Annotated in this window: 11 protein-coding genes; 10 read left to right on the top strand and 1 reads right to left on the bottom strand. The window is 42.5% G+C overall.

The features are described from left to right. Positions 1-158: 158 nt before the first annotated feature. The 5 genes from JWQ34_RS01285 (at position 159) to JWQ34_RS01305 (ending at position 8,652) form a co-directional block, all read left to right on the top strand. Positions 159-1,178 (top strand): aldose epimerase family protein, encoded by a 1,020-nt coding sequence (locus JWQ34_RS01285; RefSeq protein WP_299352764.1) that lies wholly within the window; start codon positions 159-161, stop codon positions 1,176-1,178. Continuing rightward, positions 1,175-3,133 (top strand): glycoside hydrolase family 97 protein, encoded by a 1,959-nt coding sequence (locus JWQ34_RS01290; RefSeq protein WP_299352767.1) that lies wholly within the window; start codon positions 1,175-1,177, stop codon positions 3,131-3,133. The genes JWQ34_RS01285 and JWQ34_RS01290 overlap by 4 nt, the downstream gene beginning before the upstream one ends. A gap of 15 nt (positions 3,134-3,148) precedes the next feature. Further along, positions 3,149-4,495, top strand: a complete 1,347-nt coding sequence (locus JWQ34_RS01295; protein ID WP_299352770.1) for a sugar porter family MFS transporter — start codon at positions 3,149-3,151, stop codon at positions 4,493-4,495. A gap of 18 nt (positions 4,496-4,513) precedes the next feature. Further along, positions 4,514-7,843, top strand: a complete 3,330-nt coding sequence (locus JWQ34_RS01300; protein ID WP_299352773.1) for a DUF5107 domain-containing protein — start codon at positions 4,514-4,516, stop codon at positions 7,841-7,843. Positions 7,844-8,034: 191 nt separating this feature from the next. After that, positions 8,035-8,652, top strand: coding sequence for an HAD-IA family hydrolase (locus JWQ34_RS01305; protein WP_299352775.1), 618 nt, complete (start codon positions 8,035-8,037; stop codon positions 8,650-8,652). Here JWQ34_RS01305 and JWQ34_RS01310 read toward each other — a convergent pair. Then, on the bottom strand, positions 8,649-9,365 hold the full coding sequence (locus tag JWQ34_RS01310; RefSeq protein ID WP_299352778.1) for a GntR family transcriptional regulator: 717 nt from the start codon (positions 9,363-9,365) through the stop codon (positions 8,649-8,651). The two genes, JWQ34_RS01305 and JWQ34_RS01310, sit on opposite strands and share 4 nt — an antisense overlap. Positions 9,366-9,536: 171 nt before the next feature. Here JWQ34_RS01310 and JWQ34_RS01315 point away from each other — a divergent pair, with 171 nt between their 5' ends. The 5 genes from JWQ34_RS01315 to JWQ34_RS01335 are packed head-to-tail and all read left to right on the top strand — an operon-like array spanning position 9,537 to position 15,439. Next, positions 9,537-11,792 (top strand): GH92 family glycosyl hydrolase, encoded by a 2,256-nt coding sequence (locus JWQ34_RS01315; RefSeq protein WP_299352781.1) that lies wholly within the window; start codon positions 9,537-9,539, stop codon positions 11,790-11,792. A gap of 54 nt (positions 11,793-11,846) precedes the next feature. Then, on the top strand, positions 11,847-12,680 hold the full coding sequence (locus JWQ34_RS01320; protein ID WP_299352784.1) for a hypothetical protein: 834 nt from the start codon (positions 11,847-11,849) through the stop codon (positions 12,678-12,680). Positions 12,681-12,698: 18 nt separating this feature from the next. Continuing rightward, positions 12,699-13,847: a Gfo/Idh/MocA family oxidoreductase gene (locus tag JWQ34_RS01325; RefSeq protein ID WP_299352787.1), complete on the top strand. Its 1,149-nt coding sequence runs from the start codon at positions 12,699-12,701 to the stop codon at positions 13,845-13,847. Further along, positions 13,844-14,416: a D-lyxose/D-mannose family sugar isomerase gene (locus JWQ34_RS01330; RefSeq protein WP_299352789.1), complete on the top strand. Its 573-nt coding sequence runs from the start codon at positions 13,844-13,846 to the stop codon at positions 14,414-14,416. Before JWQ34_RS01325 ends, JWQ34_RS01330 begins: the two co-directional genes overlap by 4 nt. A 3-nt stretch (positions 14,417-14,419) precedes the next feature. After that, entirely contained in the window at positions 14,420-15,439 is a 1,020-nt protein-coding gene (locus JWQ34_RS01335; protein ID WP_299352792.1) for a carbohydrate kinase family protein, read from the top strand. The last annotated feature ends 8 nt before the right edge of the window (positions 15,440-15,447 follow it).

The raw sequence follows: 15,447 nt of genomic DNA on the forward strand, positions 1-15,447 counted from the left end.
ATGTACATTTTCAATCATTAAGTTAAAAAATAGCAACAAATACTTTTTTAAAGCGATGGTAATATTGTCCATTTAATAATAAAGTTTGTCCATTTTTGAAATGCCGCACCGCGCCTACTTTTATTGCACCAATTAAAACTACCGTCCGAATAAAAACTATGAGTACCACAATTACCCGCAAAGCATGGGGAACAGCACATGGCGAAGATATTTACCTGTTCAGGCTGCAAAACAGCGCCGGTGCTTTTGTAGAGATAACCAATTACGGCGCCACGCTGGTGAGTATTAATGTGCCGGATAAGAGCTCAAAATTGGGCAATGTCATCATAGGTTTCCCAACACTTGAAGGGTATTTAAATGATACCTGTTATATAGGTTCAACTATTGGCCGTTATGCCAATCGCATCAGTAATGCCCGGTTAAAATTAGATGGCGCTACTTACCAATTAGATGCAAATGACGGCATAAATTCAAATCATAGCGGTGCCGGCGGTTTTAATAGTAAGGTGTTTGGTTTTGAAATTAACGGCGATGAGTTGGTAATGGTGCTGCACAGTAATGACGGCGATGGCGGTTTCCCAGGCAATTTAAATTTGCGGGTTACTTATCAATGGGGTGATGATAATGTGCTTAATATTCACTACAAAGCAGTAAGCGATAAAAACACTTTTGCCAATTTTACCAATCACGCTTATTTTAATTTATCAAATGGCGATCTGACTATGCTCGATCATCAACTTAATATCAGTGCCAAACAAATTGTGGCTACAGGCGAAAATTATATCCCAACAGGTGAAATTGTACCGGCTGCTGATATAGCCTTTCAGGGTGAATCAATCGGAGAAAAATTGACGACTGAGAGCGGAGAGATCAAGGGCATTAACTCCTACTATATTTTAAATAACGACAGACAATTTGCCGCTAAACTAACCGATGAATCATCGGGCAGAACGTTAACCGTTAATACCTCTTACCCCGGTATGTTTTTCTATACGGGCGATTACCTGGCTAGCAAATACCCAAATGATAACAACCGCACTTGCCAGCCTTTTGAGGGTTTGTGCCTGGAATGTCAGCATTATCCGGATAGCATGAATAGACCTGAGTTTCCATCGGCAATGTTGCCAAAGCATCAGGTTTATGATGAGTATATCAATTTTAAATTCGGACTGATATGAAGAAATTAAGTGTTTTATTATTGATGATGATTACTTGCGGTGAATTGTTCGCGCAGTCTTACCATTTAACCTCGCCCGATAAAAATACTAAGGTTGATATTAGTACTACGGATAGTATAACCTATAGCGTTACCTATAAAAACACGGTGGTAATGCTGCCATCTGCCATATCGCTTAATTTGGATAAAGGCATTTTGGGTAAATTGGCAAAAGTAAATAACGTTGCAAAAAACACGGTAAATAACACTTTGCATCCACTATATGGTAAAGCTGCTACTTTGCAGGATAATTACAATCAGATAGTCATTAACTTCAATAATAATTTTTCAGTAATATTCAGGGCGTATAACGAAGGCATGGCCTATAGGTTTATAACTGGTATTAAAGATTCTGTTAAAGTATTAAGCGAACAAGCCAGTTTTAACTTGCCAGGCACACCGTCTGCCACCTGGGCGGAGACTACCAACTACACCGCCTGGGAACTGCCTTATATAGAACATTCCACCATTGAAAGTATAAAGAATAACACACGGGCTTTAACTCCGGCATTATTTGCCTATCAGCCATCAAACATAAAAGTTGTTGTTGCCGAGGCCGACTTGTTTGATTATCCCGGTATGTATATCCAAAAGCAAGGCGCAGGTTTTAAAGGCAACTGGGCGCAGTATCCTGCAAAAACAGTGATGGGCAGCTGGGGTAATTTTGTGTCGGTGGTGAAGCAGCGCGAGGATTATATTGCCAATACTAAAGGTACCCGTTCTTATCCATGGCGGGTAGTTATGGTAACCGATGATGATAAGACATTGCTAAATAATCAACTGATATACAAATTGGCCACGCCATCGGTATTAAAAAACACAGCATGGATAAAGCCCGGAAAAGCAACCTGGGAATGGTGGCATGATGCCATGTTGCCCGGCGCGGATATTCCATCGGGTATGCCTAATCGTAATACTGTGTTGTATAAATATTATGTAGACTTTGCCGCTAAAAACAAGCTGGAATATTTAATGGTTGACGCGGGCTGGTCAAACAATTACGATGTAAAGAAAGTACTGCCCAGGGTTGATATTAAAGAGGTTATCAGCTACGCTAAAAGTAAAAACGTGGGAGTGTTTTTATGGGCCGTTGCGGTGCCATTGTTAAATGATCTGGATAAGAATCTCGACTTCATCAAATCTTTAGGCGCAGCAGGTATCAAAGTTGATTTTTTTGATCGCGATGACCAGCAGGTTGCCGGTTGGATGGAGAAAATTGCCAAAGCCGCCACCAAGCGGGAGTTAATGATCGATTTTCACGGTTGCGGAAAACCTACCGGGATGCAAAGAACCTATCCCAATATAGTTAACTATGAAGCCGTGCGCGGCGAAGAATGTTCTAAATGGGATTATACCGCTAATCCGCAGCATCATTTAACTTTTTCGTTTATAAGGATGTTGGGCGGCCCGCTTGATTATACGCCCGGCTCTATGCGCAATGCCACTATGGAAACCTTTAAGCCTGTCGATCCCGGCTTGCCTTCATCATTGGGCACCCGCTGCCATGAACTGGCTATGTATGTGGTTTTCGACCAGCCCTTCGCCATGCTGTCCGATTCGCCTACCGAGTACGAAAAGTACCCGGATATTATGAAATACCTATCGGCAGTACCAACTGTTTTTGATGAAACCAAAGTGCTGGACGGTAAGGTTGGACAATATGCAGTAATCGCCAAAAAGAAAGACAAAAACTGGTTTGTTGGCGCCATGACCAATTGGGATGAACGGAAGGTTAACATTGATCTTTCTTTTTTAACTCCCGGTAAAACTTTCCAGGCAGATGTTTACGCCGATGACGCAGATGCTAACAAAACAGCCACGAGTTATACCTGCAAAACTATTACCGTAACCAATAAAACAAAAATGGACCTAAACTTAGCCAAAGGTGGCGGTGCAGCTATTTATATACATTTATAAACCAAACTTTATAAAATGATGAACCAATCAAAACCGTTTAATAATGTTTACATCATCGGTATTTCTTTCATATCAGCACTGGGCGGTTATCTGTTCGGGTTTGATTTCGCGGTGATATCGGGCGCGTTGCCATTTCTGCGCAAAGAGTTTGCGCTTGATCCTTTATGGGAAGGCTTTTTAACCGGATCACTGGCGTTGGGCTGTATTGCCGGCTGTCTGATAGCAGGGAACATCGCCGAAAAATATGGCCGCAGACCAGGCCTAATGGTGGCCGCTTTTATTTTCGCGATCTCATCATTAGGTATAGCTTTATCTAAAGGATTGGTATTTTTTGTTGTGATGAGGTTTGCCGCGGGTATTGGCGTGGGTATGGCTTCCATGCTTTGCCCAATGTACATTGCCGAGATCTCGCCTGCGGCAGTAAGGGGCAGAAACGTAGCTATTAATCAGCTTACTGTTGTATTGGGTATATTGATAACCAACCTTTGCAATTACTTTTTGGCCGATACCGGAGTAGATGCCTGGCGATGGATGTTTGGTTTGGGGGTGATACCGTCTGCTATATTTTTAATAGGTGTGATATGGTTGCCCGAAAGCCCGCGTTGGTTAATGAAAGCCGGTAAGCCCGAAAAGGCAAAACAGGTATTAAGCCGAATAGGGGCCGCCGCGTTTGTTGATACTACGCTAAAGGCTATAGAAAAATCATTAACCGGGGCCACTAAGCAAAGCTACAAAGCGGTGTTTGCAAAGGCCGTGCGCCCGGCTGTCTTGGTTGGCATAACATTGGCGGTATTTCAACAATTTTGTGGTATTAATGTGGTGTTTAATTATACCTCAACCATATTTGCCTCGGTAGGGTCAAGCTTGAACCAGCAACTTTTTGAAACTGTTTCCATCGGTATTGTAAACCTGATATTTACGTTATTAGCTATGTGGCAGGTTGATAAACTGGGGCGCAGGCCATTAATGCTGATAGGTTCGTTAGGCTTATCTGTGCTTTATATCGCGCTAGCATTTTCATTACAGAGTCATGTAGCGGCAGGCATAATATCCATATTGGTGTTGCTGGCCATTAGCGTGTACGCCACCTCTATCGCCCCAATTACCTGGGTGTTGATCTCAGAGATATTCCCCAACAAAATACGCAGCGAAGCATCAACCGTGGCGGTAGTATCATTGTGGGGCGCATATTTTATTTTGGTGTTCACCTTCCCTATACTGGCTAAAGTGTTGGGCACTTACGGACCGTTTTACCTGTACGCTGTTATTTGTTTTTGCGGATTTTTATTCATAAAAACAAAAGTTAAAGAAACCAAGGGCCAGACTTTAGAAGAGCTGGAAGACAATTTAGTAAGACATTAATACGAATACGCATTTACCATGAACGATCTATATGTAAATATCTGGGAAGAAAAAGTAACCATCCCTACCTACGGCATTGGCAAGCCGGATAAAAACCCTATGTTTTTCGAGAAGCGGATATACCAGGGCAGCAGCGGTAAGGTATACCCAAACCCCATTGTTGAAAAGATATACGATGAGAAAGAAGACAAAGAATATATAGGCTTGTTTTTAGAGAATAAGTACATCAAAATAATGATCCTGCCCGAGTTGGGTGGCCGCATCCAAATGGCTTATGATAAAATAAGGGAAAGGCATTTTATTTACTATAACCAGGTTATTAAACCGGCATTGGTTGGTTTAACTGGTCCGTGGATCTCGGGCGGTATCGAGTTTAACTGGCCGCAGCATCATAGGCCAAGCACATTTGAGCCGGTAGATTATAAGATCGAAGAGAACAGCAACGGCAGTAAAACCATTTGGATAAATGAGGTTGAACGCATGTTCCACACCAAAGGCATGGCAGGTTTTACTTTATATCCTGATAAGGCTTATATAGAAATTAAGGCTAAACTGTATAACCGATCAACCTTGCCGCAAACTTTTTTATGGTGGGCAAACCCGGCGGTTAAAGTTAATGACGATTACCAATCTGTTTTCCCGCCGGATGTTAACGCAGTTTTCGATCATGGTAAGCGCGATGTATCTACGTTTCCTATAGCTACAGGTACTTATTATAAAGTGGATTACTCGCCCGGTACAGATATTTCGCGGTATAAGAATATCCCGGTACCAACATCATACATGGCTATTAACTCTGCATACGATTTTGTAGGCGGATATGAGCACGATACCCAGGCCGGGTTACTGCATGTGGCTAATCATCATGTATCGCCCGGCAAAAAACAATGGACCTGGGGCCATAGCGATTTTGGACAAGCCTGGGATAGAAACTTAACCGATGAGGACGGCCCATATATTGAGTTAATGACCGGGATGTTTACGGATAATCAGCCCGATTTTAGCTGGTTGATGCCTAACGAAGAAAAACACTTTACCCAATACTTTTTACCCTATCGTGAATTGGGTGTTGTAAAAAATGCCAGCAAGGATATTTTACTGGCGCTTGATTATGAGGATGGTATTATCAACCTAAAGATTTACGTTACTGGCGAGCAAAAAAGCCTGAAAATTAAACTGAGCTATGAGGGTAAAACTTTGCTTGAAGAAGTGACCGATATAGTTCCCGAACAGGTTTATACTAAAAATATCAAGGCCGCAAATATCCATGAAAACCGTTTGCTGCTTACTATAACATCCCCGCAAGGGAAACAACTGATCAAATACGACCCGGCAAGTACTCAACTAAACAATACGCCCGAGGCGGCAAAGCCGGCACTCCTTCCGCACGAAGTTGAAAACACCGAACAATTGTTTTTAACCGGGCAGCACCTGGAGCAATACCGCCATGCGACCTATAGCCCGGTACCGTATTATGAGGAAGCGTTACGCAGGGATGCCAAAGATATTCGTAACAACAACGCCTTGGGTACCTGGTATCTGCGGCGCGGGCAATTTGCTAAAAGCGAACCTTATTTCCGCAAAGCGATAGAGACAAGTATTCAAAGAAACCCTAACCCCTACGATAGCGAGTGCTATTATAATTTAGGGCTGGCATTGAAGTACCAGGGTAACCATACCGGGGCGTACGATGCATTTTACAAAGCCACGTGGAGCAATGCGTGGAAAGATAGCGGCTACTTTATGGTAGCGCAGTTGGATATTATTAACCAGGATTATGAGTTGGCACTAGATCATATCCAATCAGCTATTGATCGTAATGCCAATAACAGCAAGGCTTATGTTTTAAAATCAGCGGCTTATCGCAAAGTAAATAATCTTGCCGATGCTATCGCGACAGCTAAAGAAGCCTTAAAACGAGATCAGTTTAACCTGGGCGCTTTGTTTGAATTAAGCCTTGCAAACCAACAATCCGACGAAAGCCAACAAGCCAAAATTCATTTGGACGAGCTGCTTAAATTATCAAGGGGCTGGTATCAAAACTTTATTGAATATGCTTTAGATTATGCCAACACAGGGTTATATCCCGAGGCTTATGAGTTATTGCAACATGCTATAACAGGCGATGAAACCAACCCTATGGTTTATTATTACCTGGGTTATTTTCAATATCAGTTAGGTAATAAAGCGTTAGCAATTGACTTGCTAAAAAAAGTGGCTGAGGCCGATCCATATCTTTGTTTCCCGGATAGATTGGAAGATATTGCGGTACTTAAATTGGCATCGCAATTAAATATTGCCGATGCTAAAGCGCCTTATTACTTAGGTAATTTATGGTATGATAAAAGGCAGTATGATGATGCAATTGCCGCGTGGGAAACATCGGCAAACCTGGATGATACTTTCCCTACAGTATTAAGAAACCTGGCGATTGCTTATTTTAATAAACGCAATGAGCAGGATAAAGCGGTGGTTTACTTCGAGAAAGCGTTTGCACTGGATAAAACCGATGCCCGTATTTTAATGGAGCTGGATCAACTATATAAACGTTTAAATAGAACCCCGGCAGATCGCCTTAAATTATTAGAAGATAATATAACCACAACAATCGAACGTGATGATATTTATTTAGAACGCGCGGCTATCTATAATTTTTTAGGCGATCATGAAAAAGCATTAAAGCTAATCAGCGACAGGCAGTTTCACCCCTGGGAAGGCGGTGAAGGAAAAGCATCCGGCCAATATGTTTACAGCTTGGTTGAGATCGCTCGGGAAAAACGTAACAACAAAGAATTTGAAGCCGCGATAACGCTACTACAAAAAGCGCAAGTCTACCCACATAACTTAGGCGAAGGCAAACTTTTTGGCGCGGCCGAAAATGATATATTTTATTGGATAGGATGTGCTTATGAAGGCTTAAACCAGCCGGAACAAGCAAAAAGATATTTCACAAAGGCTATTGAAGGTTTAGATGAGCCATCGGCAGCTATCTTTTATAACGACCAGCAGCCCGACAAAATATTTTACCAGGGATTAGCCTGGAAAAAACTGGGCAATGCCGATAAAGCAAAGCAAATATTTAACAAGCTGGTTGCGTTTGGTATAAAGCACTTAAATGACAAAGTTAAAATTGATTACTTCGCTGTGTCATTACCCAACCTGCTGATTTTTGATGATGATTTGGATATCCGCAACAAAGCACATTGCCTGTACATACAAGGTTTAGGGTTTTTAGGGCTTGAGCAATTTGATGAAGCAAGCAATGCATTTACAGAAGTATTAAAACTGGATGCCGAACATTTTGGGGCCGGCCTGCATTTAAAGATGGTTGCACTAAGATCTGTATGATTTATGCTAAACCTGTAAGTATGCTGTTTCCTTACACAGGGCAGACACATTAAAATACTTTGACGGTTTTTACCCTCTCTTTGCTGCGCATAAAGAGGGCGGAGAAGGGTTTTATATTTTTAATGCAATTGCGCTGTTTCCTTACAGCCTGCTTACAAAACCCTGCTCCAATTTTTATATTTTAGCGGCCTATGGAAGCAGCTACCCTATCTAAATACAGGAAACTATTAAAACGAAGCACGGGTCACTATAAAGCATTTCTTTACGATTGCGATGGGACGTTGGCCGATAATATGCAGGCGCATGCCGACACTTATGTACAGGTAGCGGCAGATAAAGGTGTAACCATTACGGGCGAGATCATTGATGAGTTTGCCGGATTGCCAATAACTGCCGTGGTATTAGAGATCAATAAGCGATACAACACCAATTTTGATCCTGACGAGTTTAACGCGTTAAAAAACAAATTATACCATGATGAGTACATCAGCCGGATATTACCGGTTGAGCATGTGGTTGAACATTTAAAAGCTCACGCGGGTAAAGTACGCATCGCTGTTGTTTCGGGCGGATCGCGCGAGGCGATAGAAAAAACGTTGAATGTATTGGGCATTGCTCACCTGGTTGAAACGCTGGTTTGCGCGGGCGAAACACCTCATGGTAAACCATACCCCGATCCGTTTTTAGCCGCCGCCGAAAAATTGGGTGTTGAGCCTAAAGACTGCCTGGTATTTGAAGATGGTAACCCGGGCGTACAATCGGCTATTGCGGCTGGTATGGATTGGGTACGTATAGATATGCTGGATTAAAAACTATCCTGTAAAAAATGGTCCTCGGTATTGCAATATAAAGACGAGTAAATATTAAGGCCCTTAACGTTGGTTTGCAAGCAGCGTTTCATGTGTACTACCGGGTGCGTTGTTTTTATATTAAGAAGGCTGCTAATGGTTTTATCAGCAAGTATGGCCCATATTTTTTGCTCGCCCTCTTTTACTTCGATGTTATAATGCTCTTTTAATACTTTAAACAACGATCGATTCTCTAAACTCCGTGACGAAAAACGGGGCAGATCAATATTAGTTATGTGAGTTTCCTCATATAAAACCGGAATGTTATTAATATATCTTAAACGCGAAAAGAAGATACAGCCGGCTTTAATTGCATTTTCATCCAAATGATAAAAAAAGTTTGAAGGCCAGTCTTTTTTAATAGGCTTATCTAATATAGTAGTAATTAATTTTTGACCACCAATTCCGGCCGTTACACCACTTACAGATAATATTCCTAAACCTGTTTTAGGTTCAGAAACTATGCTGCCTTTGCCATGCCTGCGGGTAATATAGCCCATATTGGCCAATGACGAAAGCGCTTGCCGTATAGTTACGCGGGTGGTATCGTATGATTTACAAAGATCGTTTTCTGAGGGGAGCAGGTCGCCTTTTTTATAATCACCTTTTTCAATCGAAAACTTAAGATCTTCGATTACTTTTTTATATAAATGGATTATTTCTTTCTTGCTCATTAATTTTTTTGATAGGCTGTTAACAAATGTAATAAATGTTCATTTAAAACACACTAAGGCAAAGTTTTAAAACTTTAAACATTACTTGTATATACAAGATAACTTTTTTATGTTTGATTTTTATAAACCCCTAGGCGATCTTAACGCTTAACCAAATTAAAATATAATCTGATGCCGATCAACAAGCAAAAAAAAATTATTACCATCATATTTTGTTTGGTTGTTAGCAACCTGTTTGCCCAGGAGAAAAGCTTGCTAAAATACGTTGATCCTTATGTCGGCACTGCACCAAGTACCACTATATCTGCGGGAAAACATGGCGCCGGTACGGAGCAACGTGCCAATACCATACCTGCGGTAGGTGTGCCGTTTGGTATGACCCAATGGGTAGCGCAAACCCAGCGTTTAGAAACAAAATGTGTGCCGCCATACATTTACCAAGATAAAACCATCAGCGGATTTAGAGGCACCCATTGGTTAAGTGGTTCTTGCGTGCCCGATTATGGCAGCTTTACCATTATGCCGCTTATAGGCAAACTAAAAACAGCCAATACAGAAGTCGTAGCTCACTTTGAGCATGCTGATGAAATAAGCCGGCCCGATTATTATAAAGTAGAATTTTCAAACAATCAACTGGTTACAGAGATCGCGGCAACTTCACGGTGTTCCATTATGCAATTTACAGCCGCCGCTGCTGATAGCCTTTACTTATTGGTTACGCCCAATAGCGATAAGGCTAAAGCGCATGTTTTTGTTAATAAGGCTGCTAATGAAATTTCGGGTTATAACCCTTCCTATCGTATTTACGTGGGCTCGGGCAAGCCTGCCGGCTTTAGCGGGTATTTTGTAATAAAAGTTGAAAGAAAATCGAATACCGGCGGCGTTTATAGCGGCGCTAATCTGTTTGCTTTAGATAGCATTGCCGATAAAAAAGATATAGGCGCTTACTTAGGGTTTAAAGTTGCCCAAGGCGAGGTTTTACGTGTAAAAATAGGCACATCATTTACCAGCATTGCCGAAGCGCGCAAAAACCTGGAAGCCGAAATACCCAATTGGGATTTTAACGGTGTAAGAACTAAAGCAACTGCCGCTTGGGAGAAAGCGTTAAACAAGATCCAGGTTACAGATACCAGCGAGATAAGCAAACATATTTTTTATACGGCCCTGTACCATAGCCAGTTGATGCCACGGTTATATAATGATGTTGACGGTACCTATCCCCAGTTTGCTCACCAGTATAAAACCGCCAAATTATCCCCCGGAAAAAATTATTATGATGATATGTCCATGTGGGATATATACCGTGCAGAGCTGCCTTTGTTGGAGATCATCCAGCCGAAACTGGTAAGTAATATTGTTCATTCGTTAATATTAAAAGGGCAGCAAGGTGGGTGGATCCCTATATTCCCAATTTGGAACAGCTACACCAGCGCCATGATCGGCGATCATACAGGTCCGTTTATATCATCGGCTTATTTAAAAGGCATTGCCAATTATGATGTGAAGGAAGCTTATTGCTTACTACGCCAAAATGCTTTTGAAACGCCGCCCAAAGCAGATTATGAGGAAGGAAAAGGCAGGCGCGCGCTTGATTCATATCTAAAATACGGTTACATCCCGTTAGAAGATCCGGTAAATAATGCGCCGCATAGTAAAGAGCAGGTATCACGTACATTGGAGTATGCTTATGACGATTACGCGCTGGCTATGCTGGCTAAATCATTAGGCCATACCGCAGATTATAAACAACTGCTTGCAAGATCTAAAAACTATAAAAACGTGATAGATCCCGTTACCGGTCTGGCTCGTGCCAAACATGCTGATGGCAGTTGGATCACCCCGTTCTATCCGGACAAAAAAGTTCCCTACATAACTGAAGGAACCCCACGGCAATATACTTTCTACGTCCCGCAGGATGTTGCAGGGCTTACCCAAATACTAGGCGGAAAAGATAAACTGGAAAGCGCCCTGGATAGCATCTTTATAAAAGACGAATACTGGCACGGTAACGAGCCTGGGCACCAAACCCCGTACATGTACAATTTCACCAATGCGCCATGGAAAACCCAGCAGATAGTGGCCAAAGTGCGTAGCGAGGAATATACAGACGGTCCCGGTGGTTTAAGTGGCAATGATGATTCGGGGCAGATGAGCGCCTGGTACGTATTTGCAGCATTGGGCTTTTACCCGGTCGATCCGGTGTCTGATAATTACCAGCTGGGTACACCGCTTTTTAAACAGGCGGTAATCAATATGGAGAATGGTAAAAAATTTGTTATCAACACAACAAAAAGCACATCATCAGCTTTATATATCAAATCCATTGCATTAAATGGTGTAAAGTATAAGTTAAACACTATATCTTACAGGGCTATTGCAAGCGGTGGCCGTATGGATATTTTTTTATCAGACAAACACGCTAAATAACCTAAAAACAACATTCAATTAGTACATAACGTTACAAATACACTTTTTATAAAAATGAAGTCATATAGATTAAATAGATTATTTAATGGCAAATCAGGCAATTGCTTTGATGTAGCCATTGACCACGGATTCTTTAATGAATACCCGTTTCTAAACGGAATAGAAAATATCCAGAAAGCGGTTGACGTATTGGTAAATGCCGCGCCCGATGCTATACAGTTAACTATCGGCCAGGCGCAATATTTACAGTCTATCCCGGGCCGCCATAAACCATCATTGGTTTTGCGTACCGATGTTGCCAACGTTTACGGTAAAGACCTGCCCCGCGCTTTGTTTAGCCGGATGATAGAGAACCCGGTAGAGCAAGCCTTGCGCTTAGATGCCACCTGTGTAGTGGTAAACTTATTCAGCATCCCCGGCGAGCCTGAGGTTGCCGATCAATGCATCCAAAATATCCTTAAAATAAAACCGGTGTGCGAGCGATATGCTATGCCGTTAATGATAGAGCCATTGGTGTTTCGCCCAAATACAGAAGCGGGGGGCTATATGGTAAATGGCGATCCTGAAAAGATAATCCCGTTGGTAAGACAAGGCGTTGAGTTAGGTGCAGACATTATAAAGGCCGACCCGACTGATGATGTTACCCAATATCACCGCATTGTGGAGATAGCCGGAAATATCCCTGTATTGGTGCGTGGGGGCGGTAAAGCCAGCGACCAAGAAATTATGGAACGCACCTATGGCCTGATGCAGCAAGGCGTTAAAGGCATTGTGTACGGCCGCAACGTTATACAGCACGCTAACCCGGCCGGTATGACTAAGGCGCTTATGGCATTGGTACACGAAGGCGCACGCCCTGCCGATGTAATGCATTTATTGAATAGTTAAGGCAATTATAAATAACAAATGAAGACAATTAACATAGGAATTATCGGCGGTGGCCTGATGGGCAAAGAAGCGGCAAGCGCTTTTGGCCGCTGGTTCGCGTTGAATGATTTCCCGGCGAAGGTTGAGTTGAAAGCGGTTTGCGATTTGAATGAGCAAGTATTAGCCTGGTACAAAAATATCCCTACTGTTGATCTGCTGACCACCAATTATAAAGAACTGCTGGAGCGCGCGGATATTGACATTGTATACGTAGCATTGCCACATAATTTGCATAAAGATTTTTATATCGAAGTGTTAGAAGCAGGTAAAGATCTGCTTGCCGAGAAACCTTTCGGCATAGATCTGGAAGCTGCATTGGCTATTAGAGATAAAGCAGAACAGTTGGGCCGCTTTGTAAGGTGCAGCTCTGAAATGCCTTTTTTGCCTGGTCCACAACGTGTGATACAGGAGGTGAAGTCTGGCAGGATAGGAGAGATCATAGATATCAAAGCAGGCTTTTTACACTCGAGCGATTTGGATTTTAACAAACCTATCAATTGGAAAAGACAAGTTAAATTTTGCGGTGAGATAGGCGTAATGGGCGATCTGGGTATGCACGTATTACACGTTCCTTTACGTTTAGGCTGGAAACCCGAAACCGTTTATGCAAACCTGCAGAAAATAGTTACCCAACGCCCAGATGGTAAAGGCGGCATGGCCGTTTGCGATACCTGGAATAATGCAACGTTAAATACACAGGTTACTATAGATGGTAACCTGGTGCCGATGCTTTTAGAAATGAAACGCATTGCACCGGGCGAAACCAATACCTGGTATATAGAGATCTTCGGTACCAAAGGTGGCGTAAAATATAGCACCAAGGATACCAAAGCTCTTTGGACATTTGCCATTGGCGAAGAGCAATATTGGCAGCGTACGGACCTTGGTTTTAAAGGCGTGCCGTTCCCGACTATTACGGGCGGCATTTTTGAGCCGGGCTTTGCAGATTGCTTTATGCAGATGCTGGCCGGTTATGTAGCCGAGCGCGAAGGGTTTTTAAATGATCGCTTTGGTTGCGTAACGCCTGATGAGGCCGTTAACAGCCATTATGTATTCGAGGCGGCGCTAAAATCATTTGCTAATAGTTCGGTAGAAAAAGTGAATTATCACCAGGAAGAACCGGTATGAAAAGATCAGAAATAAACCATGCAATAGTTGCCTCAGGAGTCTTTTTTAGACAAAATAAATGGGCGCTGCCTCCACAACCAAAATGGGATGTGACCGATTTTGGCCTGGGCAATTTTAAAAAATACGGACTGATACTAATCAACCTGGCCGAAGAAGCCGAGTATTGCGAAAAGCTAATGTATGCGGCAAAAGGGCAAACTACCCCAGCGCACACGCATAAAAAAAAGAAAGAAGATATTATTTGCCGTACCGGCGAGCTGGTTATTCATTTATGGAAACAAAATCCTGCTGATATAGAATCAAACGGAACTTTCGAAATGAAAGTTAATGGCGAATATCAAACCATAAAATCGGGCGCTGTACTTCACCTTCAAGCCGGCGAACGGATAACCATCGAACCCGGTATCTGGCATGAATTTTACCCGGCTACAGACGAATGTATAATCGGCGAGGTATCAACCGCTAATGATGACCTGAATGACAATTTTTTCTCGAACCCCGATATTGGCCGCTACGCCGAAATTGAGGAGGATGAAGCACCCATAGTAAAGTTACTAAGCGATAAATAGGCGATGAGGAACGGCATTTTAGTTGGCGGCAACTGGATAGTTGACCAGGTAAAAGTGATAGACGTTTTCCCGGAAGAAGAGAAACTGGTAAACATTTTATCAGAGAGTAGCTGTAACGGCGGCTCGGCTTATAATGTAATTATGGGGCTCTCAAAACTTCAAGCCGGTTTCCCGTTAAGCGGGGTAGGCTTGGTTGGCGAAGATGATAGGGGTAATCACATTATACGCCATTGCCAAAGCATAGGTATAAACACTATGCAGTTGCGTAAAACCAATAAAGCCTATACATCATACACCGATGTAATGAGCGTTAAAGGTACCGGTAAACGCACTTTCTTTCATCAGCGTGGAGCAAACGCTTTACTGGATATTGCTGATTTTGATTTTACTGCTTCGCAGGATAAAATATTTCATTTGGGGTATTTGCTGTTGCTTGACCAACTGGATATTATAGAGGCAGATGGCACTACCCGCGCATCAAAAGTGTTAAAAAACGCTAAGCAGCAAGGCTTGATCACTTCGGTAGATATTGTAAGCGAACGCTCTGACCGTTTTAAAGCTATTATCCCATCATCATTGCCTTATATCGATTATTTGTTTGTTAACGAGTATGAGGCCGGAATGATAACCGGGATAAAAACCATATCCGCCGATGGCGGAATAATTTTAAAAAGCTGTTATGATGCCGCTTTAAAAATTATAGACATGGGCGTAAACAAATGGGTGATCCTGCATTTCCCACAGGGAGTTATCGCTATTGGCAGCGATGGCGAGTCGCATTACCAGCCAAGTCTGCAGATTCCGGCAGATCAGATCAAAGGTGCATCAGGTGCCGGTGATGCGTTTGCGGCAGGCGTATTAATTGGCGTGCATAATAACTGGGACATGGAAAAATGCCTGGAACTGGGCGTTTGCTCGGCAGCATCCAGTTTATTTGAATCAACTTCGTCTGACGGCATACTTCCATTAAACGAATGCCTTAAATTAGCAGACGCTTTTGGTTATAAAGAAAAAGCTAACTAAAATCCATC

This window comes from Mucilaginibacter sp., from assembly GCF_028288185.1.
Taxonomy (GTDB): Bacteria; Bacteroidota; Bacteroidia; order Sphingobacteriales; family Sphingobacteriaceae; genus Mucilaginibacter.